Below are 20,211 nucleotides of genomic sequence, written 5' to 3'. Positions count from 1 at the left end.
GGCGTGTCCCGCAAACCCGCACCGTCCCGCCAAACCAGGGATCGCGTGCAAACAGGCTGTTCGCCTGGATGCATGGAAGCAATGGGCAACGCCTGGCGCACAGTGAAATCCCGCAATCAGACACCCAAAAACAACAACGGCACCCGAAGGTGCCGTTGCCAGACAAGCATCAACCAAACCAGACTCACGCCATCGCGCGCGTCTGCTCCAGCTCCACCTGCAATGCACTGGCCAGCTCATCGCGGGCAACGTCGAACTGCTGCTCGCGCAGCAGATCCTTCACCGCCACCACGCCGCGCGCCAGCTCGTCTTCACCGGCCAGCACCACGAAGCGGATGCCTGCCTTGGCCGCGTACTGGAACTGCTTGCCGATCTTCTTCGGCTCCATCTGCACTTCCGCGTTGATCCCGCCCACGCGCAGGCGACGGGCGATATCCAGCGAATCGGCCAGGCCGTTGTCGTCCATCAGCGCCACCAGCGCGTGCACGCTGCTGTCTTCGATGCCTGCGATCAGCCCCGCCTCGCGCAGCTGCCAGAACAGGCGGGTCAGGCCGATGGAGATGCCCACGCCCGGCAGCTTGGACTTGCTGTAGTGGCTGGCCAGGTCCTCGTAACGGCCGCCCGAACAGATCGACCCGATCTGCGGGTGGTCGGTCAGCGTGGTTTCGTACACCGTGCCGGTGTAGTAATCCAGGCCGCGGGCGATCGAGAAGTTCAGGCAGTACGCGGTTTCCGGCACGCCCAGCGCCTTCACCAGCTGCAGCACCTCGCGCAGCTCGGCCACTCCGAGTTTCAGCGTATCACTGGCAGTGCCGTCGGCGATCAGCGCGTCTAGCTGCGCCAGCGCGTCAGCGTGGCTGCTCGAGCGCACTGCCACGAACGCCAGGATCCGGTCGACCTGCTCGGCCGGGATCGCGAAGCCTTCGCCGGTCAGCGTTTCGCGCACGTAATCCGGGCCGCGCTTGTCGAGCTTGTCGACCTCGCGCAGCACCGCCATCTGGCGCTCGCCGTCGGCCACGCCCAGGCTTTCGAAGAAACCGCGCATCAGCTTGCGGTTGTTCAGCTGGACCGAGAAATCACCGATGCGCAGCTCCGCGAACACCGCATGGATGACCGCCAGCACTTCGGCGTCATAGCGGGTGCTCAGGCTGTCCTTGCCGATCACGTCGATGTCGCACTGGTAGAACTCGCGGAAGCGGCCGCGCTGGGCGCGCTCGCCGCGGTACACCCGCTGCATCTGGTAACGGCGGAACGGGAAGGTCAGGTCGTGTTCGTGCTCGGCCACGTAACGCGCCAGCGGCACGGTCAGGTCGAAGCGCAGCGCCAGCTCCGGCAGGCTCTTGTCACCCGCTTCGGCCGCATTGGCCAACGCGCCGGTCGACTGCACGAAATACACCTGGCGCTCGGTCTCGCCACCGGACTTGGTCAGCAGCACGTCGGACAGCTCGAACACCGGGGTTTCCACCGGCAGGAACCCGAACCGCTCGTAATTGCGGCGGATGACGTCCAGCATGCGCTGGAACGCGATCTGCTCGCGCGGCAGCAGTTCCATGATGCCGGGCGGCGTACGGGGCTTGATCACTTGCGGGACTCCTGCGGGGGAACTTGGGGGAAGAGCGAGCTGCATATTCTAGCCGCAGCCGGGCCGCGCGGCCGTCATCGGCCGCGTCGAACTTGGCCAACGGCCGCATGACGTATCATAGGCAGGCCCCGCTCCCTGGTTCGACATGACCCGGCCCCACTCCGGAACCGCCGTTGCCGCTGTAGAAGATCCCGCACCGGGCTGCTCGCCGCTGCGTGACTGCCTGCACTGCTCGGTGCGCCACCTGGCCGTGTGTTCGGCGCTGTCGCCCGATGAAGTCCAGGCCCTGGAACGGGTCACGGTGTCGCAGCCGCTGCCGCTGGGGGCCACCCTGGTCCGCGCTGGCGAGGCCCGCCAACATGTCTATACCTTGACCGAAGGCGCGCTGCGGCTGGTCCGCACCCTGGCAGATGGCCGCCGCCAGATCAGTGGATTCGTGCTGCCCGGTGATTATCTCGGGCTGACCGGCAGCGACCATCACCGCTACGACATCGAAGCCATTGCCGACAGCCGGGTCTGCCGCGTGGGCCTGGCCCCGATGAAGGACCTGCGCGCACGCTATCCGCACCTGGAGCGCAAGCTGCTGCAGCGCGCCTGCCAGGCGCTGGATGAAGCAGCCGATGCCGCGCTGGCGCTGGGCCGCCTGCAGCCCGCCGAAAAGCTGGCTGATTTCCTGCTGCGGCTGGCCGCGCGTGAAGCGCGGCTGGGCGGGGATGGGTTGCGGGTGATCCTGCCGATGGGGCGCAGCGACATTGCCGACCATCTTGGCCTGACCATGGAAACGGTGAGCCGCACGTTCACCAAGCTGCGGCAGCAGGGCTTGATTGCCCTGCCCCACCTGAACACCGTGGAGATTCTGGACGAAGCCGGGTTGCAGGTCCTCTGCGGCGCGTAGCGCCGGGCCCCGCCCGGCTACACATCCATCAAGCCCCAAGGAATTCGCGCAGCGCTGCGTAATGCGGCGGGCACGGTTCGGCGTGCGCGGGGCGTTCCAGCAGCGCCGCCAGCGCCGGGGGCACCTCAAGGGTGCGGCCGATCAGCGGTTCGACCACCGATTCGAACTTGGCCGGATGTGCGGTTGCGGCGACCGCCCAATCGCCCTGCACGCCTTCGGCGCGAAGTTGTTCCAGCAGCTTCACCGCCGTGGCGGTGTGCGGGCAGAAGACCTCGCCCGCTGCCGCATGGCGCCGGGCGATCAGTTCGCGGATCGCCGCATCGTCAACCGCCTCGACGCGGAACGCCGCGCGCAGTGCATCGTCGTCTTCTTCATACAGCCAGCGCAGCCGCTCGAAGTTGCTGGGCGCGCCGACGTCCATCGCGTTGGCCAGGGTGGCTACGCTGTGCAGCGGCCGGTATCCACCGCCGTGGAAAAAGCGCGGCAGCACGTCGTTGGCATTGGTGGCCAGTGCGATCTGCCCCAGCGGCAGGCCCATCGCGCGGGCAAGTACTGCGGCCATCGCGTTGCCGAGGTTGCCGGTGGGCACCACCAGGTTCAGCACCTCGCCGGTCGCCTCATGGTGGGTCAGCGCCGCGTCGGCGTAGTAGCTCATCTGGGGCAGCCATCGGCCGAGGCTGATGCTGTTGGCCGAGCTCAGAGGAACCTCTGCCTGCAGCTCGCGGTCGCCCAGGGCCTGCTTCACCATCGCCTGGCAGTCGTCGAACGAACCGGCCACGCGCAGGGCGTGGATGTTGTCGCCGAAGCAGCCCAGCTGGTGCGCCTGGCGCGGCGATACCCGGCCATCGGGATACAGCACCACCACGCGGATGCCCGGCTGGCGATGGAACGCCGCCGCGACGGCCGCGCCGGTGTCGCCCGAGGTGGCCACCACGATGGTCAGCGGGCGGGCACGGTCACGCTGTAGCTGGGCCAGGCTGGCCGCAAGGAAACGCGCGCCGAAATCCTTGAACGCGGCGGTCGGCCCATGGAACAACTCCAACACGTGGTCGCCCGGGGTGGCCAGCGCACGCAGCGGTGCCGGGAAATTGAAGGCCTCCGCGCACAACGTGGCCAGGTGCGGCGCAAGCGCGTCGCCGGCGAAGAACGGCGCAAGCACCGCTTCGGCGTTGCGCGCCAGGCTGCCCTGCGCCTGCCAGCGCTGCGGCTGGGGTCGCTGCTGCGGAACATATAGCCCACCATCGGGGGCAAGGCCGGCGGCGATGGCCGCACTCAGGGTGGCTGCAGGTGCGGCGTGACGGGTCGAAACGAATTGCATGGAAGATCCTGGCAGAAGAGTGGAAAGCGCGCTCACAGCAGGCATGCCCCGGGCGCGTCCAACGGCGATACCCAGCCCTGGCTGTCGAAACCTGCAACGGCAAAAGCGGCCTGCACGGCGTGTTGCGCGGCCTGCGCCGCCGCTTGGCTTTCAAACCACGCGAACACGCTGGGGCCGGCCCCCGAAATGCTGGCGCCCAGTGCACCGGCCGCCAACGCAGCGTCGCGCGCCGCGGCAAAGCCCTCGATGAGGCCGGCGCGACGCGGTTCCACCAGCACGTCGCGCAGGCCGGCGCGCACCAGCTCGGCATCTCCGCGGAAGCAGCCGCTCAACACCAGCGCCAGGTTCGCGCTTTGCGTGACGAATTCGGAAAGGTGGTAGCTGCCCTGCAGCGCCGCACGCGCTCGACGGGTTTCCAGGACGGCGTCTGGATGCACCAGCAGGCTGTACCACCCGGCGGGCACCGGGATGCTCACCAGCCGGTCCGCCGTGCTGAGCACCAACCCGCCCAGCAGCATCGGTCCGAGGTTGTCGCCGTGCCGGCCGCCACTGGCCACCGCCTCACCGCTCAGCGCGAACGGATACAACGCCTCGCGCGACAGCGGCGTATCCAGCAGCGCATTGGCCGCCACCAGCGCGGCCACGCACGACGCCGCCGAGCCGCCCATGCCCGAGCCCAGCGCGATGCCCTTGTCGATCTCCAGTTCAAAGCCGAACGGCAACCCAAGCGCGTCGATCATCGCCAGCAGCGCCGCCCCTGCGGTGTTGTCGGCCGCCACCAGCGGCAGATCCACCGTGGTGCCGCGGATCGCGAGGATCCGCACGCCCGGCGCGTCAGTGCGGCGCACGGTCACGGTGTCGCCCACCCCCGCGATGACATGGCCGAGGATGTCGAACCCCACCGCGACATTGCCCACCGATGCCGGTGAGAACGCGCGCGCCTCCAGCACGTTGCTTGGACTCACAGGCGCGCTCCTTCACCCGCCGCGACCCGCAGCACATCGGCAAACACGCCCGCAGCGGTCACTTCCGGACCCGCACCGGGGCCCTGCACCACCAGCGGGTTCTCGCAGTAGCGACGCGTGGTGAACTGCACCACATTGTCGGTCAGGCGCAGGTTGGCAAACGCATGGCCAACCGGCAGCTCCACCAGCCCCACCTGCGCCCCATCCGCCGACAGCCGCGCCACGTAACGCAGCACCGCACCGCGTGCACGCGCCTGCTCCAGCCGTTCGGCGAACACGCTGTCCACCGATGCCAGCCCGCTCATGAAGTCGTCCACGCTGGCCTGGCGCAGGGCTTCGGGCACAAGGCTTTCCACGCTGACCTGTTCCAGGCTCAGTTCACGGCCGGCCTCACGCGCGAGGATGACCAGCTTGCGCGCCACATCCACGCCGGACAGATCGTCGCGCGGGTCCGGTTCGGTGTAGCCCATGCCGCGCGCCTGCGCGACCAGTTCGGAGAACGGCACCTGACCGTCGTACTTGTTGAACAGCCAGGCCAGCGTGCCGGAGAAGATGCCATCGACGGCCAGCACTTCATCACCGGTATCAACCAGGTCGCGCAACGTGGTGATCACCGGGAGCCCCGCGCCGACTGTCGCTTCGTAGCGGAACCGCGCGCCGGTGGCAGCGGCCGCCTCCCGGATGGCGTGGTAGCGCTGCAACGGGCCGGCACCGGCCTGCTTGTTGGGAGTGACCACGTGGATGCCGGCCGCCAGCCAGCCGGCATAGCGGTCGGCGACATCGGCACTGCCGCTGCAGTCGACGATCAAGGCATGCGGCAGGTGCGCCGACAGCAGGTGCTCGGTGAACTGGTCCAGGTCTGTCGCCTGGGCCTGCCCGGCGAGCGCAGCGCGCCAGTCGCCCTGCACGCCCCGTGCATCCAGGTGCATGCGGCTGCGCGATGCCACCGCACGCACGCGAAGGTCCACGTTGGCGCGCGTCAGCAGGGTGGGCTGCGCGACCAGCAACTGGTCAAGCAATGCCGCGCCCACATTGCCGGGGCCAATCACGCCGACCGAGAAGGTCTGCGGCGACAGCCAGAACCCGGCGTGCGCCGCGCGCAGCGCCTTGGTCGCGTGGCGGCTGTCCACCGCCACCGAGATGTTGCGTTCGGAGGAGCCCTGCGCGATGGCGAGGATGTTCACCTGCGCGCGTCCCAGCGATTCGAACAGGCGCGCGGCCACGCCTGGCTGCCCGGCCATGCCATCGCCCACCGCCGCCAGCACGCTGACATTGTCGGTGAGCTGCACGCGCTGCACCTGGCCCAGGCTGAGTTCGTGCGCGAACGCCTGCAGGAGCGCATCGCGCGCCCGCTGCGCCTCGGCCTGGCGCACCACGCAGCAGATGGAATGTTCCGACGAGCCCTGTGAAATCATCACCACCGACACGTGCGCGTTGCGCAGCGCGGCGAACACACGCTCGGCCGTGCCGGGCACGCCGATCAGGCCGGTGCCTTCCAGGTTGAGCAGCGCCAGCTCCGGGCTCAGGGTGAGGCCCTTGATCGGGCCGGAACTGGTGCGTTCGGCGGTGATCCGGGTACCGGGATGGTCCGGATGGAAGGTATTGCGGATGATGATCGGCAGGCCGCGTTCGATAGCGGGCGACATGGTCTGCGGGTGCACCACCTTCGCGCCGAAATACGCCAGTTCGCAGGCCTCGTCGTAGCTCAGCGCTTCCAGCTGCACGGCTTCGGGCACCACCCGCGGGTCGGCCGAAAGCACGCCGTCCACATCGGTCCAGATATGCAGCTCATCGGCGTTGAAGAGAGCGGCAAAGATCGCACCGGAGTAGTCACTGCCGTTGCGCCCCAGGGTGGTCACCCGGTCGCGGCGGTCGCGGGCCACGAACCCGGTGGCCACCACGCGCGCCGCCGGGTGCGCGTCACGCCACACCGCCAGACGCTGCGCGCTCTGCACCCAGTCCACGTCCACGCCGAGTTCGCCACGGTCCACCACCAGCACCTCGCGCGCATCCAGCACGGCGCAGTCCTCGCCGATGCTGCGCAGGTAGTGGCCCAGCAGATGCGCCGAATACACCTCACCCAGGCCCTGCACGCGGTCCAGTACCTCGCTGGGCAGCTCACCGATCACTGCCAGCGCGCCCAGCACCTCGGCCAGATGGTCGAAGCGCGCATCCAGCCATTCCACCGTGTCGCCTGCATGCTCGCCCAGCAGCGCAACGGCGGCACCGCGATGGCGGGCGCGCAGTGCATGCCAGTCGTCGCGCCACTGCGGCGCGTTGTCGGAAGCGGCACCGGCCAGCGCGATCAGCGCGTCGGTCACGCCCTTCATCGCCGATACCACGGTGACCTGCACCGCTTCGTCACGGGCCAGCAGCAGCTGGGCCACGTGGCGGTAGCGGTCGGCGTCGGCCACGGAGGTGCCGCCGAACTTGTGCACGACCGTCGAGGTGGCCGCGCGCAGCGGCGCGGAGGAGGCAGGCGATGCAGCGGCATCGGGTGAAGCGGCGACAGAAGACATGCTGACCTCGATTCGAGGCCCCGCGTCATTCAGGCTGAAGGAGATCCCCCGCAACCTGATCTGGTGCGGGGCCGTTGTTTTCGGAAATTACGCGAAGACGACGGGCCGCACCAGGCGAGTGGTGACGGTGGTAATGGTGGTGGTACCGGTGGCCAGGGCACCGCTGCGCACGCCGCCTGTGAGGGCGGTCGAGCGAAGCGTGACGGTGGCGGCGGTAATGACCATGGACCAAGAAAACTACGCCGACCGGGTGCTTGTCAAGTGTTGCACCGCAAAAAGTCAAACGCGACGAACAGCAGACATCGTCGGCCAAAAAGTTGCGAATGTGACCATCCAGGCCGCGCAACGGAATCAGCCGGCGTGTTCGGCCACCGCCCGTGGCGGCCGGTGTGCGTGCGCGCACAACAGCACCCCGGAGACCAGGCAGACGATCGCGAGTGATTCCATCAGGGTCGGCCAGCGCCGCTGCCAGCCGAATCCGTACAGCAGCGCGAACAGCGTCTCGAACACGATCATCTGCCCGGTCAGGGTCAGCGGCAGGTTGCGGCTGGCCCGGTTCCAACAGGCGTTGCCGAACACCGAGGCAACCACGGCCACGCCCGCGCTGATGACCCAGAACCACATCCAGTCGACTGGCGCGTGCGCGGGGCTTGGGACGACGAACGCGCTGGGCACCAGCAGCAGCGCCAGCGCACCGGTGGCCACGCCGGTCAACAAGGACCAGTCGTGGCCGGAAATGTCCGGGCGCCGCGCCAGCCAGCGGCTGTTGCCGATGGAATACAGCGCCCACGAAAACAGCGCACCAAACGCGCACAGCAGGCCCAGCAGGCGCTGGTTGGCCGAGCCCTGCGCATGCTCGGACTGCAGCGCCTCATAGCCCACCAGGCCTACCCCGAACAGGCACAGGGTCAGTGCGGGCGCAAGCTGGCGCAGCGGCACCGCGCCCTGCTCGCGCACCCCAGCCAACGTGACCACTACGGGAATCAGCCCGACGATCAGCGACGCCGCCGCCCCGCCCGCCCACTGGACCGCATGGGCCAGCAGCACGAAGTACACCAGGTTGCCGGCAAGGCTCAGCCACAGGAGACCACGCCATTCGGCCATGCCGATCCACTCGCGCAGCTCACGCCAGCGGGGCGCCAGCAGCACCACGGCAATCAGTCCATAGACCAGATAGCGCCCGGCCGACAGCTGCACGGCGCTGAAATGGCTGAGCACCGCCGGCGCCAGGAACACCACGCCCCACAGCGCCCCGGCAGCGACGCCATTGGCGATACCCACACCCATCGAACGATTCATCAGCAGCCATGCGCCCGGCAGTAAAGAGACCGCGCCAGTGTAGGTGCCACGCGGCGGACCATCTTGACCCAGACTACTGCGAGTGCCGGAAGCGACGGCGGTAATCGGCCGGGGTCATGCCCCACTCCCGGCGCAGTGCGCGGGTCAATGCGCTCTGCTCGGAATAACCGGCGTGCTGGGCGATGTCGGCAATGGACGCATCACTCGCAGCCAGCTGCCCGCGCGCCCAACGCAATCGGCTGGCGCTCAACCAGGCCTGTGGGCTGAGCCCGAAGGCCTGGCGGAACACGGCATGCAACCGGCTGCTGCTGACCCCGACCTCACTGGCGATGCGCTCCACCGGCCACGCCTGTCCGGGTGCGCGTTCCATGCGCGCACAGACCGCCTGCAGCCGTGTTGCACTGCCGGCCAGCGAAAACGCCTGCAGCAGTCCGGGCAATTCGCATCGGACCGTGTCGTCGTTGACCCGTTCGTGTGCGGCGTCCGCCACCCGCTGCGCCATCGCGCGCACCTGCACTGGCAAGGCGAGCACGGGCTGGCGATGCAGGCGTTCGAGCGTATCGTCGTCGAACATCTCCGCCGGGCAGTCCACGATCAGGAAGCGGTCGTCATCACCGGCGGCCTGGGCATGCCCGGCCATGGGCGCCACGAAGGCGCCCTGCAGGGGGTCCAAGCGTGCGCAATGTCCTTCCAGCTCGAACGCCAGTTCACCCCGCACCGGCACCACCCACTGCGCGAACGCGTGATGGTCCACGCTGGACGAGCGGCCATAGCGGCGAAGGTTGAACGTGGGTGAAGACATTGTGAGCGCAGGCGTGACTGAGGATCCAAGTCTGCGCGCGGTTCTCAAAACCTGCAACGCGTCACGGCAAGGGGCCAATACCCCAGTGGTATAACGGGGCCGTAGTCATGGGAAGTACCGTCGCGCCGTACAGGGAGTACCCGATGCCGTTTCTGACCCTGAGCCATGCACCGCACCTGTTGCCCGTTGTTGCACGCTGGTATTTCGACACCTGGGGCCACCGCGTGCCCGGTTGGACGCTGGAAGACGAACAGCAGCGGCTGGAAGTGTTCCTGCACGACAACGAGCTCCCCATGCTGCTGATGGCAACGGACAACGAGGTGCCCGTTGCTGCCGCGCAGCTCAAATTCCATGAACGCACTGAACGCCCCGAGCGGCTGCACTGGCTGGGTGGCGTTTACGTGTGTCCGTCGCATCGTGGCCATGCGCTCGCCAGCGACCTGATCGCGGCACTGATGCAGAAAGCGCAGGGCTACGGCGTGCGCGAAGTGTTCCTGCAGACCGAGCACGATGATGGTGGCCTGTATGCGCAGCTGGGCTGGGAGCCACTGGAGCGGCAGACACATCGCACAGGCGTGCCGGTGCGCATCATGCGCCGGGTACTGCCCCTCGCCCGCCAGGCGAGATAGCCTGGCTCAGCGGAAGCGCACCGGCTGTGGTGCCGGGCGATCGGCAAGCGAGCCCATGGTGAAGGTGTAACCCGCCTTTTCCAGCAGCTCGCGCATGCGCAGCTCGGCCCGCTTCGGGTAGGCCAGCGAAGTGGGCGCATGCAGCGCATAAGCGGTCGAGCGCCCGTCCGTATCGCGGGTCACCGACGACTGGTTCGTCTCGCACGCGTTAGACCACAGGTCCTTGAGAACGCCAGGACCGATGGACTGGTTATTGCCAAGACGAAGCGTGAGCCAACGCATGTGTTCCATGAGCAATTCCGCCGGTAACTGTGATCGAGTATGCACCATATCCGACGGGGCCGTACGCGGGTGTGTGGAGTCGCTTGACCGGCTGATACGCAGACGCCCCGGCTGAACCGGGGCGTCTGCAGACAGGAGGGGCGACCGGGGTCGCCGCGGCCCGTTAGTGCTTCATGGCGTGCTTGCGGTTACGCATCACGTCGTGGGTTTCCTGGACCAGCGGCAGCAGGCGGCTGACTTCCGCGCGGGCGGCCGGCGGGGTATCGCTGTCGGTCAGGGTGTCCTTAAACGCCTTCAGCAGGCGGTCTTCGGATTCCTCGAGCTCGGCAACGTAACCGTACTGGGTATCGCCCAGCGTGGCGCGGACCTTGCCGTAGAACTGCTGCATGGAGCCCACCACGGTGCCATGCTCGGCCGGCTTGGCGCCGGTGGCGGCAACCGTGCTGCTCAGCGAGGTGACAATCTGCGACTTGACGCCAGCAATCTTGGTAAACAGCGCGGACAGCTCAGCATCTTTTACCTTGTCGGCCGCTTCGGTGTAGAAGTCCTGGCCATCGCGGGCAATCTCGATGATGTCGTTGAGGGTATGCGCGGTCTTGGATTCGGTGCTCACTGATTTCTACTCCTGAAAGAATTTCGTGTTGACCCGTGTCGGGGTGAGTCCACTTTTCCGCAACTGCAATGAAGTCGGCGTGACCTTTGCGCCCTTGGACAATGCGGCGTTAAGTGTTGTCTGCGCCATGGAAAGCTGGCGTCGTCAGCACGTGTTCGCACCGAGACAGCGCCATCACGTTGGCGTGCAACCGATCCTCGCCACAACAAAAAAAACGCCGCATTGAATGCGGCGTTTCGGCGACAAGCGTGTCATTCCTGGCGGGAAGGAACCGGTGCCTCCAGCGGCGGCTCCGCCGGTGGAGGATCGCCTTCGGGCGGCGCTTCGCTGGGTGGCTCGGTGACCGGCGGCTCGCGCAGAGGCGGCTCTTCCATCGGCGGCTCCGGTGCAGCAGGAGACGGCTCGGGCGCAGGAACCTGAGCAACGGGTTGCCACGGAAATTCGAGACGGTTGTCCAAGGTCGACATGGGGGTTCCTTCGGTGGCGTCGAAGCAACCCTGACAGGTGGTTCGTCAATGGACAGCGAGGGAAGCGTGCAGACAGCGTCCTGCGGGACGTGATGGTGACCCCGGCCCGATTCGAACGGGCGACCTTCCCCTTAGGAGGGGGACGCTCTATCCAGCTGAGCTACGGGGCCATGTGCCGGCCAGGCGTGCAGCCTGGCTGCAGGCTGCATGCACCTTGCGTGCATGCAGCGGTGAAGGATACCGGTATTCAGCGGCAGGACCAAGGCCGATGGCGCCGCGCGGGTACGCCCGGGTCAGCGGATTTCCAGCTCCGCGAAGCCCTTGACCAGCTCGTCCACGGCCTTGATCTGGGCCAGGAACGGTTCAAGCGCGCTCAGCGGCAGGGCGCTGGGGCCGTCGCAACGGGCGTGGTCCGGATCGCGGTGCGCTTCCAGGAACAGGCCGGCAAGGCCCAGCGCCATGCCCGAACGGGCCAGTTCGGCCACCTGGCGGCGGCGGCCACCGGAGGCTTCGCTGCCGGCATCGCGGCGCTGCAGGCTGTGGGTGACGTCGAAGATCGCCGGCAGGCCCCCGGTGGATTCGATCATTTCGCGGAAGCCGAGCATGTCCACGACCAGGTTGTCGTAGCCGAACTGCGAACCGCGTTCGCACAGGATGATGTTCTCATTCCCCGCTTCGCGGATCTTGGACACGATGTGCTTGATCTGCGTGGGGCTGAGGAACTGCGGCTTCTTGATGTTCACGGCACGGCCGGTCTGGGCGATGGCCACCACCAGGTCGGTCTGGCGCGCCAGGAACGCCGGAATCTGCAGCACGTCGACCACGTCGGCCACCGGGGCGGCCTGGGCGACTTCATGCACGTCGGTGATCACCGGCACGCCGAGCTGGCGCTTCACTTCCTCGAAGATGCGCAACCCTTCGTCCAGGCCCACGCCACGGTAGGAATGGATCGAAGAGCGGTTGGCCTTGTCGAACGAGGCCTTGAACACGTACGGGATGCCCAGCTTGGCCGTGACCTTGGTGAAGTGTTCGGCCGCGTGCAGGGTCGAATCGAGGTCTTCGAGCACATTCAGGCCGCCAAACAGCACGAACGGGAGACGGTTCCCGACGACCACGCCTTCTGCAACGGTAACGTTCATTCAGATTCCTGGGGGGCGAACAGTGGTGTCCATTCTAGCGGCCGCCGCGACCGGGCGGGCGGCGCCGTGTGGCGCTGCGGCAATGCCGGCTGGGCGCTCCTGATAGAATGGCGGGTCTGCACGCCGCACCCCCCACCCTGCCAGCGGCTGCGCCCTTTTCGATCCGCAACAGGAGTTTGCATGTCCTCTGACCTGCTCAAGGCGCTCGGCCTCGACGCGACCAACGCTGGCACCTACCTCGGGAACGGCGAGTGGTCGTCGGCCACCAGCGCGGGCGTGATCACCTCGGTCAACCCGACCACCGGCGAGGCCATCGCCCAGGTGCACGCCACCACCGACGCCGACTACGAAACCATCGTGGCCCGTGCCCAGGAAGCCTTCAAGGTGTGGCGCACCACCCCGGCCCCGCGCCGTGGCGAAGCCGTGCGCCTGTGCGGCGAAGCACTGCGCGCCAACAAGGATGCGCTGGGTTCGCTGGTTGCGCTGGAAATGGGCAAGAGCAAGCCGGAAGGCGACGGCGAAGTGCAGGAGATGATCGACATCGCCGACTTCGCCGTAGGCCAGAGCCGCATGCTGTACGGCTACACCATGCATTCCGAGCGCCCCGGTCACCGCATGTACGAGCAGTACCAGCCGCTGGGCCTGGTCGGCATCATCAGCGCGTTCAACTTCCCGGTCGCCGTGTGGGCATGGAACTCGTTCCTGGCCGCAATCTGCGGTGATGTGTGCCTGTGGAAGCCGTCCAACAAGACCCCGCTGACCGCCATCGCGTCCATGCGCATCTGCAACGAAGCGCTGCGTGGCGCCGGCTTCCCGGACATCTTCTTCCTGGTCAACGACGCCGGCACCGAGCTGTCGCAGAAGCTGGTGGCCGACAAGCGCGTGCCGCTGATCAGCTTCACCGGTTCGACCCAGGTCGGCCGCCAGGTCGCCGAAAAGGTTGCCCACCGCCTGGGACGCTGCCTGCTGGAACTGGGCGGCAACAACGCCATCATCCTGGATGAGAGCGCGGACCTGAAGCTGGCCATCCCGGGCATCGTATTCGGTGCGGTCGGCACTGCCGGCCAGCGCTGCACCACCACGCGCCGCCTGATCGTGCACGAATCGATCTACGACAACGTGCTGGCCACGCTGGTCAAGGCGTACAAGCAGGTGGAGGGCAAGATCGGCGATCCGACCGATGCGGCCAACCTGATGGGCCCGCTCAACAGCGACAGCGCCGTGCAGCAGTTCCTGGCCTCGATCGAAAAGGCCAAGGCCAGCGGCGGCACCATCGAAACCGGCGGTACCCGCATCGACCGCGCCGGCAACTTCGTGCTGCCGGCCATTGTCACCGGGCTGAAGAACAGCGACGAAGTGGTGCAGCACGAAACCTTCGCGCCGATCCTGTACGTGATGAAGTACAGCACCCTGGACGAAGCCATCGACATGCAGAACGGCGTGCCGCAGGGCCTGTCTTCGTCGATCTTCACCCAGAACCTGAAGGTGGCCGAGCGTTTCCTGTCGGCAGCCGGTTCGGACTGTGGCATCGCCAACGTCAACATCGGCACCTCCGGTGCGGAAATCGGCGGCGCGTTCGGCGGCGAGAAGGACACCGGCGGTGGCCGTGAGTCCGGTTCGGATGCATGGAAGGTCTACATGCGCCGCCAGACCAACACCATCAACTACTCCGATTCGCTGCCGCTGGCCCAGGGCATCAAGTTCGACCTGTGATGGTTGAATGCCCCCGCCTGGATTACACCGGCCGCCGCGTACTGGTGGCCGGTGGCAGCAAAGGCATCGGCCGCGCGATGGCGCTGGCCTTTGCCGCTGCCGGTGCCCGTGTCTCGGTGTGCGCCCGCGGCGGACCCGGCCTGGCTGCACTGCGCGATGACGCCGCTGCCCAGGGACTGTCGCTGCACACCGCGGTGGCCGATCTTTCACGCCTGGCCGATATCGAGCACTGGCTGGCCAGTGCCGCCGATGCCCTCGGCGGTATCGATGTGCTGATCAACAACGCCACCGGCTACGGCATGACCGACGATGAAGCCGGCTGGGAAGCCAGCCTCGGCGTCGACCTGATGTCGGCGGTGCGTGCCTCCCGCCTCGCCCTGCCCTGGCTGAAGCAGTCGGCCGAGGCCTGCATCCTCAACCTGGCCTCGATCGCCGCCCAGCAGCCGCGCCCCGGCGCCGCCCCGTATGGCGCCGCCAAGGCCGCACTGATGCACTACACCACCTCGCAGGCGCTGGCGCTGGCCCCGCACCGGATCCGGGTGAACGCCATTGCCCCGGGCTCGATCGAGTTCGAGGACGGGCTGTGGGCACGCCGGCGCGAGCAGGACCCCGACCTCTACCACGGCACCCTGGCCAGGATCCCGTTCGGCCGCTTCGGGCAGCCACAGGAAATCGCCGATGCCGCCCTGTTCCTGTGCTCGCCGATGGCGCGCTGGATCACCGGGCATACCTTGAATGTCGATGGCGGCCAGGTCCTGATGGGATAAACCCGTCGCTGGCCCTATGATTCCCTTGTCCCACCTTCCCCCAGGAGCCGCATGAGCCTCCCGCCCCGCCAAACCAGCGCCATGGCCCTGATCAGCCTGATCGCCGGCATCCTCGGCTGGACCGCCCTTCCCTTCCTGGGCAGCGTGGTCGCCATCGTCACCGGGCACATGGCCCGCGCCGAAATCCGCCGCCGCCCGCTGGAACTGGAAGGCGATGGCCTGGCCTTGGCCGGCCTGATCATGGGCTGGGTGGTGGTGATCGGCAGCCTGTTGGCGCTGCTGGCCATCGTGCTGTTCTTCGGCGGGCTGGCCTGGTTCGTCTCCCTGCAATCGTGAGGTGCCCATGAGCGGATCGGACGCAACCGAACGTTTCAGCAACCGCGTGGCGGATTACGTCCGCTACCGTCCCGACTACCCACCGGCGCTGCTGGACTGGGTGCATGGCGAGATGGGCGTGCCCACCGAAACCCTGGTCGCCGACATCGGCGCCGGCACCGGCATCTCCACACGCCTCTTCCTGGCCACCGGGCATCCGGTGATCGCGGTGGAACCCAACGCGCCGATGCGCGAGGCGGCCGAGAAGCTGCTGGTCGCCGAGTACCTGCGCCTGAAGCTGGTGGACGGCACCGCCGAAGCCACCACGCTGGCCGACGACAGCGTCGGCCTGGTCGCAGCGGCGCAGGCCTTCCACTGGTTCGACACCGATGCGGTGCGCACGGAATGGAAGCGCATCCTGCACCCGCAGGGCCTTGCGCTGGTGTTCTGGAACTCGCGCCTGCTAGACGCCTCGCCGTTCCTGGTCGGCTACGAACAGCTGCTGCTGGAGTTCGGCACCGATTACACCCAGGTGGCCGAACGCTACCAGGACGACGATGCCATGCGCGCGTGGTTCGGCCCGGGCCTGCGCGGCACCGCCCGGTTCCCGAACGCGCAGTACATGGATGCCGACGGCCTGCGCGGCCGCCTGCTGTCGTCGTCCTATGCCCCGCCGCCGGGCCACCCGCGCCACGCCCCAATGCTGGACGCGCTGCAGCAGCTGTTCGATGCGCACGCGGTCGATGGCAAAATCGCTTTTGAATACCAAACCCGTGCCTTCATCGGCACGCTGGACTGACTGGACGCCATGTACTCGCTTGCCCGACCCTTCCTGTTTTCCCTGGACGCCGAACGCGCCCATGGCCTGGGCCTGAGTGCGCTGGACCTCGCCTACCGCACCGGCACCACGCCGCTGCTGGCACGCCGCCCGGCCCCGTTGCCGACCAATGTGTTCGGGCTGAACTTCCCCAACCCGGTCGGCCTGGGCGCCGGCCTGGACAAGAACGGCGAGCACATCGACGCGCTGTTCGCGCTGGGCTTCGGGTTCGTGGAAATCGGCACCATCACGCCGCGTCCGCAGGAAGGCAATCCCAAGCCGCGCCTGTTCCGGCTGCCCGCCCACCAGGCGATCATCAACCGCATGGGGTTCAACAACCTCGGCGTGGATGCACTGGTGCGCAATGTTGAACGCGCGCAGCGCCGCAGCGGCCTGCTTGGCATCAACATCGGCAAGAACAAGGACACTCCCAACGAGCAGGCGTTCGACGATTACCAGCACTGCCTGCAGAAGGTGTACCCGCTGGCCGATTACATCACCGTCAACATCTCTTCGCCCAACACCGCCGGCCTGCGTGAACTGCAGGAAGAAACCGCGCTGCGCCAGCTGGTCTCGCAGCTGCGCGAAAGCCAGGAAGCGCTGGCGGCCAAGCATGGCAAGCGCGTTCCGATGCTGGTCAAGGTCGCCCCGGACCTGAGCGACCGCGACATCGATGCCGCAGCGCGCGTGCTCGGCGAATTGAAGGTGGACGGAGTGATCGCCACCAACACCACCATTGACCGCAGTTCGGTTGCCGCCGACCGGCATGCCAGCGAAGCCGGCGGCCTGTCCGGCGCGCCGCTGCTGGGCCAGTCCACCCTGGTGCTGCGCCGCCTGCGCGCGCGCCTGCCCGAATCCACCCCGTTGATCGGCGTCGGCGGCATCCTGTCCGGTGCCGATGCCGTGGCCAAGATGGCTGCTGGCGCCGCGCTGGTGCAGTGCTACAGCGGCCTGATCTTCCGCGGCCCGGCGCTGGTGCACGACTGCGTAGAGGCGATCCGCCGACGCCGCGAAGCACCGAGCCGTGGCGCGGTGGCCCCCCTATGAGTACTGCAATGCCTGCCTGGTCACTGACCGAAAACGCCTCCCTGAAGGCGCTCAACACCTTCCACGTCGACGCGGTTGCCGAGCAGCTGCTGGAGCTGCACGACGCGGCCCTGCTGCCCGACGTGCTGGCCCTGCCCCAGGTCGCCGGCCACCCGCTGCTGGTACTGGGCAGCGGCAGCAACGTGCTGATCGCCGACGACGTGCCCGGCACCGTACTGGTATTCGCCAACCGCTCGATCGAAGTGCTGGAACACCGCGCCGACCACACCGTGGTGCGTGCCGGCGCCGGCGTGAACTGGCATGGGCTGGTGATGTGGTCGCTGCAGAACGGCCTGTCCGGGCTGGAGAACCTGGCGCTGATTCCCGGCACGGCCGGTGCGGCCCCGATCCAGAACATCGGCGCCTATGGCGTGCAGGTCGATGAGTTCATCCAGGCGGTGGAAGCATGGGACCGCCAGAACAACGAATGGGTGCGGCTGGATGCCGACGCGTGCGCCTTCAGCTACCGCGACAGCGTCTTCAAGCACGATGCGGACCGCTACCTGATCAGCGCCATCGAACTGCGCCTGCCCCTGTTGCATGCCCTGCGCCTGGGCTATGCAGGCATTGCCGAGGAAATGCAGGCGATGGGCGTGGAGCTGCCGGTGGCCGCCGACGTGGCCAATGCGGTGATCGCCATCCGCCGGCGCAAGCTGCCCGACCCGGATGTGCTGGGCAATGCCGGCAGCTTCTTCAAGAACCCGGTGCTGCCGCTGGAACAGGTGGAGGTGCTGCTGCAGCACTTCCCCGGCCTGCCGGTGTACCCGGCCGACCAGGACGACCGGCGCAAGCTCTCGGCCGCCTGGATGATCGAAGCCTGCGGCTGGAAGGGCTTCCGCGAAGGCGATGCCGGCGTGGCGCCCCAGCATGCCTTGGTGCTGGTCAACCACGGCAATGCCACCGGTGCCGAACTGCTCGCGCTGGCGCGGCGCATTTCCGCCTCGGTGCTGGAGAAATTCGGCGTTCCCATCGAACCGGAGCCGCGCCTGATCGGCGCGCAGTGGTGACCGTCCAGCTTGCCCTTCCCGCGCCGACACCGATGCGTGCGGCGCTGCTGATGCTGGGCAGTACCCTGGCCTTCGGGTTGATGGCCGTGGCGATCCGCTATGCCACCCGCTACGTGCCCACCCAGGAAGTGGCGTTCTTCCGCAACGCGTTCGGCCTGCTGGCGCTGCTGCCGTTCCTGTTGCGCCCGGGCAGCTCGCCGTTCCGCACGACACAGTTGCCCCGCTATTTCGTGCGCAGCCTGATCGGGCTGGCCTCGATGCTCTGTGCGTTCTGGGCCATCGGCCACCTGCCGATGTCGCAGGCGATCTCGCTGTCGTACTCCACGCCCCTGTTCGTCACCATCGCAGCCGTGCTGTTCCTTGGCGAGAAGGTACGCGCGCGCCGTTGGGCGGCCGTGGTCTGTGGCTTCATCGGGGTCCTGATCATCGTTCGCCCCGGTGCCGCCACCTTCAGCCCGGGCGTGCTGGTGGCGGTGCTGGCCGCCGTGCTCAGTTCGCTGGTCGCCATCCAGATCAAGCAGCTGACCCGCGTGGACGGGGCCGATACCGTGGTGTTCTACACCTACGTGTTCTGGGTACCGCTGTCGCTGGTGCCTGCCCTGTTCGGCTGGGTCTGGCCCAGCGGCGTTGCGTGGGCCTGGCTGGCCGCTACCGGCGTGCTGGGCACGTTGGGCCAGCTGTTGTGGACCCGCGCGTTGCGGTTGGGCGAAGTCTCGGCGCTGACACCGATCAGCTTCATGCAGCTGCCGCTGGTCAGCCTGCTGGGCTGGCTGCTGTTCAATGAAACGCTGGACCGCTGGACCGTCATCGGGGCGGGCATCATTCTTGCCGCCAATGCCTACATCGCGCACCGCGAGGCGGTACTGGTGCGGCGCGCGGCATCCGAAGCCGCCACGGCCGGCGCCAAGCCGGGCGAGTAAGCACGGTCGACGACCCGCGCTACGCCACGGCAGCCCAACTGCGGGCAGCCGCATCGATCACGTTGCCCGGCGCGAACTGCTCCTCCATGAAACGCAACGCCTGGCGGCGCTGGCTGGGCGGACGCGAGGCCGCACCCGGCTCCAGCAGCAGGTCGTGGAACTCCTGCAGGTCGTGCAGGATCCGCCAGTGGCGGTAGTACGCCAGCCGGACCGGATCCAACGCCACCGCGCCATAGCCTTCGCGGAACCGCGGCGGATCATCGCGTCCCCAGCGCCCGCCCACGCCTGCGCCGACGAACATCAGGTCGCGCTCGCGCGGCGCCAGCACCATGTCGTCCCAGTCGATCAGGTGCAGCCCACCATCGGCGCGCAGCAACAGGTTGCCGGCGTGCAGGTCGCCATGGCACAACCCCCGTGACCAGCGCTGCCCGCCAAGGCGCTCACGCAGCGCCATGCAGTGCTGCCAGACCTCGGCCACGCGGGCCTGCCGCTGCCGCCAGACCCGCCGGTAATCCTCCGCCAGGGCATCGGGAATGGGCCAACGCTCATCACCGCGCTGCAGCCACGACCCCACCCGCTCCACCGCCGTGTCATCGTCGAAACCCGGTTGCGCAAGACCGGATGCCAACCGGGCCGGCAACGCGGTGTCGTGCACCTGGCGCAATACCTGGCCCAGCCGGTGCCACTGCGCCTGCGACAGGGCCACTTCGAACCCCGACTCGCCCTCCACATAGGCAAACAGCGTCCACTGCAGGCCCTCGGCGTACGTGGCCGGGGCACCATCAAGCGCGGGCTGCGGGGCCACCACCTCGTCCAGGCCGAGCGCGCAGCGCAAATGCTGCATGACCTCCCACACGGCATCGGCCACGGCATAGCGGCGGCACTTCAACCACCAGCGCGTGCCGTCATCGGAGGTCACCTGGTACACCGTGGCGCCCGCATCGGCACCCGCCGGCCGCTGCACGACATGGCTGACCTGCAGGCCGTAGGCCTGGGCCAGCACGGCGCCGATCTGCGACGAAGACAAATCCTGTGGATGCAGCATCAACTCCGCCGTGGCGCACGAACATCGCACC

The 20,211-nt window shown here is 67.8% G+C and carries 22 protein-coding genes and 1 tRNA gene; 10 read left to right on the top strand and 13 right to left on the bottom strand.

Annotated elements, in window-relative coordinates:
• Window positions 1-184: 184 nt before the first annotated feature.
• Complete coding sequence (gene hisS / locus ACQG3P_RS15400) at window positions 185-1,582, bottom strand: histidine--tRNA ligase (protein ID WP_426805552.1); 1,398 nt, start codon at window positions 1,580-1,582, stop codon at window positions 185-187.
• A gap of 145 nt (window positions 1,583-1,727) precedes the next feature.
• Here hisS and ACQG3P_RS15395 point away from each other — a divergent pair, with 145 nt between their 5' ends.
• Window positions 1,728-2,477 (top strand): Crp/Fnr family transcriptional regulator, encoded by a 750-nt coding sequence (locus ACQG3P_RS15395; RefSeq protein ID WP_426805551.1) that lies wholly within the window; start codon window positions 1,728-1,730, stop codon window positions 2,475-2,477.
• A gap of 28 nt (window positions 2,478-2,505) precedes the next feature.
• Here ACQG3P_RS15395 and thrC read toward each other — a convergent pair whose 3' ends face one another.
• The 6 genes from thrC to ACQG3P_RS15365 all read right to left on the bottom strand — a co-directional run bounded on the left by thrC (window position 2,506) and on the right by ACQG3P_RS15365 (window position 9,380).
• Window positions 2,506-3,795 carry a threonine synthase gene (gene thrC, locus ACQG3P_RS15390; RefSeq protein ID WP_426805550.1) on the bottom strand — a complete coding sequence of 430 codons (1,290 nt, stop codon included), beginning with the start codon at window positions 3,793-3,795 and terminating at the stop codon, window positions 2,506-2,508.
• A gap of 32 nt (window positions 3,796-3,827) precedes the next feature.
• Window positions 3,828-4,742, bottom strand: coding sequence for a homoserine kinase (locus ACQG3P_RS15385; RefSeq protein ID WP_426805562.1), 915 nt, complete (start codon window positions 4,740-4,742; stop codon window positions 3,828-3,830).
• 14 nt (window positions 4,743-4,756) lie between these two features.
• Window positions 4,757-7,279, bottom strand: coding sequence for a bifunctional aspartate kinase/homoserine dehydrogenase I (gene thrA / locus ACQG3P_RS15380; RefSeq protein WP_426805549.1), 2,523 nt, complete (start codon window positions 7,277-7,279; stop codon window positions 4,757-4,759).
• Window positions 7,280-7,366: 87 nt separating this feature from the next.
• The gene (locus ACQG3P_RS15375; RefSeq protein WP_179197367.1) at window positions 7,367-7,504 is read right to left on the bottom strand and encodes a hypothetical protein; all 138 of its coding nucleotides are present in this window, start codon (window positions 7,502-7,504) and stop codon (window positions 7,367-7,369) included.
• Window positions 7,505-7,630: 126 nt separating this feature from the next.
• Window positions 7,631-8,578, bottom strand: coding sequence for a DMT family transporter (locus tag ACQG3P_RS15370; RefSeq protein ID WP_426805548.1), 948 nt, complete (start codon window positions 8,576-8,578; stop codon window positions 7,631-7,633).
• 73 nt (window positions 8,579-8,651) lie between these two features.
• Entirely contained in the window at window positions 8,652-9,380 is a 729-nt protein-coding gene (locus tag ACQG3P_RS15365; RefSeq protein WP_426805547.1) for a helix-turn-helix domain-containing protein, read from the bottom strand.
• A 143-nt stretch (window positions 9,381-9,523) separates the two neighbouring features.
• Here ACQG3P_RS15365 and ACQG3P_RS15360 point away from each other — a divergent pair, with 143 nt between their 5' ends.
• Window positions 9,524-10,009: a GNAT family N-acetyltransferase gene (locus tag ACQG3P_RS15360; RefSeq protein WP_184123805.1), complete on the top strand. Its 486-nt coding sequence runs from the start codon at window positions 9,524-9,526 to the stop codon at window positions 10,007-10,009.
• 6 nt (window positions 10,010-10,015) lie between these two features.
• Here ACQG3P_RS15360 and ACQG3P_RS15355 read toward each other — a convergent pair whose 3' ends face one another.
• Window positions 10,016-10,300, bottom strand: coding sequence for a hypothetical protein (locus ACQG3P_RS15355; protein WP_068851393.1), 285 nt, complete (start codon window positions 10,298-10,300; stop codon window positions 10,016-10,018).
• A gap of 154 nt (window positions 10,301-10,454) precedes the next feature.
• Complete coding sequence (locus ACQG3P_RS15350; RefSeq protein ID WP_093534455.1) at window positions 10,455-10,904, bottom strand: PA2169 family four-helix-bundle protein; 450 nt, start codon at window positions 10,902-10,904, stop codon at window positions 10,455-10,457.
• A 25-nt stretch (window positions 10,905-10,929) separates the two neighbouring features.
• Between ACQG3P_RS15350 and ACQG3P_RS15345 the strand changes: the two genes are divergently transcribed.
• A complete protein-coding gene (locus tag ACQG3P_RS15345; protein ID WP_426805546.1) occupies window positions 10,930-11,130 on the top strand; it encodes a hypothetical protein in 201 nt (66 codons plus the stop codon).
• A 25-nt stretch (window positions 11,131-11,155) separates the two neighbouring features.
• On the opposite strand, the gene ACQG3P_RS15340 is transcribed toward ACQG3P_RS15345, so the two are convergent.
• From ACQG3P_RS15340 to kdsA, 3 genes are all read right to left on the bottom strand, one after another.
• Window positions 11,156-11,278, bottom strand: coding sequence for a hypothetical protein (locus tag ACQG3P_RS15340; RefSeq protein ID WP_255220500.1), 123 nt, complete (start codon window positions 11,276-11,278; stop codon window positions 11,156-11,158).
• Between the two features lie 186 nt (window positions 11,279-11,464).
• A tRNA-Arg gene (locus ACQG3P_RS15335) sits at window positions 11,465-11,541 on the bottom strand.
• A gap of 123 nt (window positions 11,542-11,664) precedes the next feature.
• A complete protein-coding gene (gene kdsA, locus ACQG3P_RS15330) occupies window positions 11,665-12,510 on the bottom strand; it encodes a 3-deoxy-8-phosphooctulonate synthase (RefSeq protein WP_068851383.1) in 846 nt (281 codons plus the stop codon).
• Between the two features lie 180 nt (window positions 12,511-12,690).
• On the opposite strand from kdsA, the gene amaB reads away from it, so the two are divergent.
• From amaB to ACQG3P_RS15295, 7 genes are read left to right on the top strand one after another with little or no spacing between them, the layout of a single operon-like run.
• Entirely contained in the window at window positions 12,691-14,223 is a 1,533-nt protein-coding gene (amaB, locus tag ACQG3P_RS15325) for an L-piperidine-6-carboxylate dehydrogenase (protein WP_095364601.1), read from the top strand.
• A complete protein-coding gene (locus ACQG3P_RS15320; RefSeq protein WP_426805545.1) occupies window positions 14,223-14,990 on the top strand; it encodes an SDR family NAD(P)-dependent oxidoreductase in 768 nt (255 codons plus the stop codon). The genes amaB and ACQG3P_RS15320 overlap by 1 nt, the downstream gene beginning before the upstream one ends.
• A gap of 51 nt (window positions 14,991-15,041) precedes the next feature.
• Window positions 15,042-15,326: a DUF4190 domain-containing protein gene (locus tag ACQG3P_RS15315; RefSeq protein WP_068851376.1), complete on the top strand. Its 285-nt coding sequence runs from the start codon at window positions 15,042-15,044 to the stop codon at window positions 15,324-15,326.
• A gap of 7 nt (window positions 15,327-15,333) precedes the next feature.
• On the top strand, window positions 15,334-16,104 hold the full coding sequence (locus tag ACQG3P_RS15310) for a class I SAM-dependent methyltransferase (RefSeq protein ID WP_426805544.1): 771 nt from the start codon (window positions 15,334-15,336) through the stop codon (window positions 16,102-16,104).
• A gap of 9 nt (window positions 16,105-16,113) precedes the next feature.
• The gene (locus ACQG3P_RS15305; RefSeq protein WP_093534445.1) at window positions 16,114-17,169 is read left to right on the top strand and encodes a quinone-dependent dihydroorotate dehydrogenase; all 1,056 of its coding nucleotides are present in this window, start codon (window positions 16,114-16,116) and stop codon (window positions 17,167-17,169) included.
• Window positions 17,166-18,215 carry a UDP-N-acetylmuramate dehydrogenase gene (gene murB, locus ACQG3P_RS15300; protein ID WP_093534443.1) on the top strand — a complete coding sequence of 350 codons (1,050 nt, stop codon included), beginning with the start codon at window positions 17,166-17,168 and terminating at the stop codon, window positions 18,213-18,215. The genes ACQG3P_RS15305 and murB overlap by 4 nt, the downstream gene beginning before the upstream one ends.
• A 32-nt stretch (window positions 18,216-18,247) precedes the next feature.
• Window positions 18,248-19,135, top strand: coding sequence for a DMT family transporter (locus ACQG3P_RS15295; RefSeq protein ID WP_068851364.1), 888 nt, complete (start codon window positions 18,248-18,250; stop codon window positions 19,133-19,135).
• A gap of 19 nt (window positions 19,136-19,154) precedes the next feature.
• On the opposite strand, the gene ACQG3P_RS15290 is transcribed toward ACQG3P_RS15295, so the two are convergent.
• Window positions 19,155-20,180 (bottom strand): phosphotransferase enzyme family protein, encoded by a 1,026-nt coding sequence (locus tag ACQG3P_RS15290; protein ID WP_426805543.1) that lies wholly within the window; start codon window positions 20,178-20,180, stop codon window positions 19,155-19,157.
• Between the last annotated feature and the right edge of the window lie 31 nt (window positions 20,181-20,211).

This window comes from Stenotrophomonas sp. SrG (assembly GCF_050031795.1).
In the GTDB taxonomy this organism is placed as follows: Bacteria; Pseudomonadota; Gammaproteobacteria; order Xanthomonadales; family Xanthomonadaceae; genus Stenotrophomonas; species Stenotrophomonas rhizophila_A.
Note: the sequence above shows the minus strand (reverse complement) of the source record. Positions and strands in the feature narration are given on the sequence as shown.

Bases quoted from the DNA above. Each gene is read 5' to 3' on its own strand.
- ACQG3P_RS15305 (WP_093534445.1), top strand. From the start codon at position 16,114: ATGTACTCGCTTGCCCGACCCTTCCTGTTTTCCCTGGACGCCGAACGC.
- ACQG3P_RS15320 (WP_426805545.1), top strand. From the start codon at position 14,223: ATGGTTGAATGCCCCCGCCTGGATTACACCGGCCGCCGCGTACTGGTG.
- kdsA (WP_068851383.1), bottom strand. From the start codon at position 12,510: ATGAACGTTACCGTTGCAGAAGGCGTGGTCGTCGGGAACCGTCTCCCG.
- ACQG3P_RS15295 (WP_068851364.1), top strand. From the start codon at position 18,248: ATGCGTGCGGCGCTGCTGATGCTGGGCAGTACCCTGGCCTTCGGGTTG.
- amaB (WP_095364601.1), top strand. From the start codon at position 12,691: ATGTCCTCTGACCTGCTCAAGGCGCTCGGCCTCGACGCGACCAACGCT.
- ACQG3P_RS15340 (WP_255220500.1), bottom strand. From the start codon at position 11,278: ATGGAAGAGCCGCCTCTGCGCGAGCCGCCGGTCACCGAGCCACCCAGC.
- murB (WP_093534443.1), top strand. From the start codon at position 17,166: ATGAGTACTGCAATGCCTGCCTGGTCACTGACCGAAAACGCCTCCCTG.
- ACQG3P_RS15395 (WP_426805551.1), top strand. From the start codon at position 1,728: ATGACCCGGCCCCACTCCGGAACCGCCGTTGCCGCTGTAGAAGATCCC.
- ACQG3P_RS15355 (WP_068851393.1), bottom strand. From the start codon at position 10,300: ATGGAACACATGCGTTGGCTCACGCTTCGTCTTGGCAATAACCAGTCC.
- thrC (WP_426805550.1), bottom strand. From the start codon at position 3,795: ATGCAATTCGTTTCGACCCGTCACGCCGCACCTGCAGCCACCCTGAGT.
- ACQG3P_RS15375 (WP_179197367.1), bottom strand. From the start codon at position 7,504: ATGGTCATTACCGCCGCCACCGTCACGCTTCGCTCGACCGCCCTCACA.
- ACQG3P_RS15365 (WP_426805547.1), bottom strand. From the start codon at position 9,380: ATGTCTTCACCCACGTTCAACCTTCGCCGCTATGGCCGCTCGTCCAGC.
- ACQG3P_RS15310 (WP_426805544.1), top strand. From the start codon at position 15,334: ATGAGCGGATCGGACGCAACCGAACGTTTCAGCAACCGCGTGGCGGAT.
- ACQG3P_RS15315 (WP_068851376.1), top strand. From the start codon at position 15,042: ATGAGCCTCCCGCCCCGCCAAACCAGCGCCATGGCCCTGATCAGCCTG.
- ACQG3P_RS15370 (WP_426805548.1), bottom strand. From the start codon at position 8,578: ATGAATCGTTCGATGGGTGTGGGTATCGCCAATGGCGTCGCTGCCGGG.
- thrA (WP_426805549.1), bottom strand. From the start codon at position 7,279: ATGTCTTCTGTCGCCGCTTCACCCGATGCCGCTGCATCGCCTGCCTCC.
- ACQG3P_RS15290 (WP_426805543.1), bottom strand. From the start codon at position 20,180: ATGCTGCATCCACAGGATTTGTCTTCGTCGCAGATCGGCGCCGTGCTG.
- ACQG3P_RS15360 (WP_184123805.1), top strand. From the start codon at position 9,524: ATGCCGTTTCTGACCCTGAGCCATGCACCGCACCTGTTGCCCGTTGTT.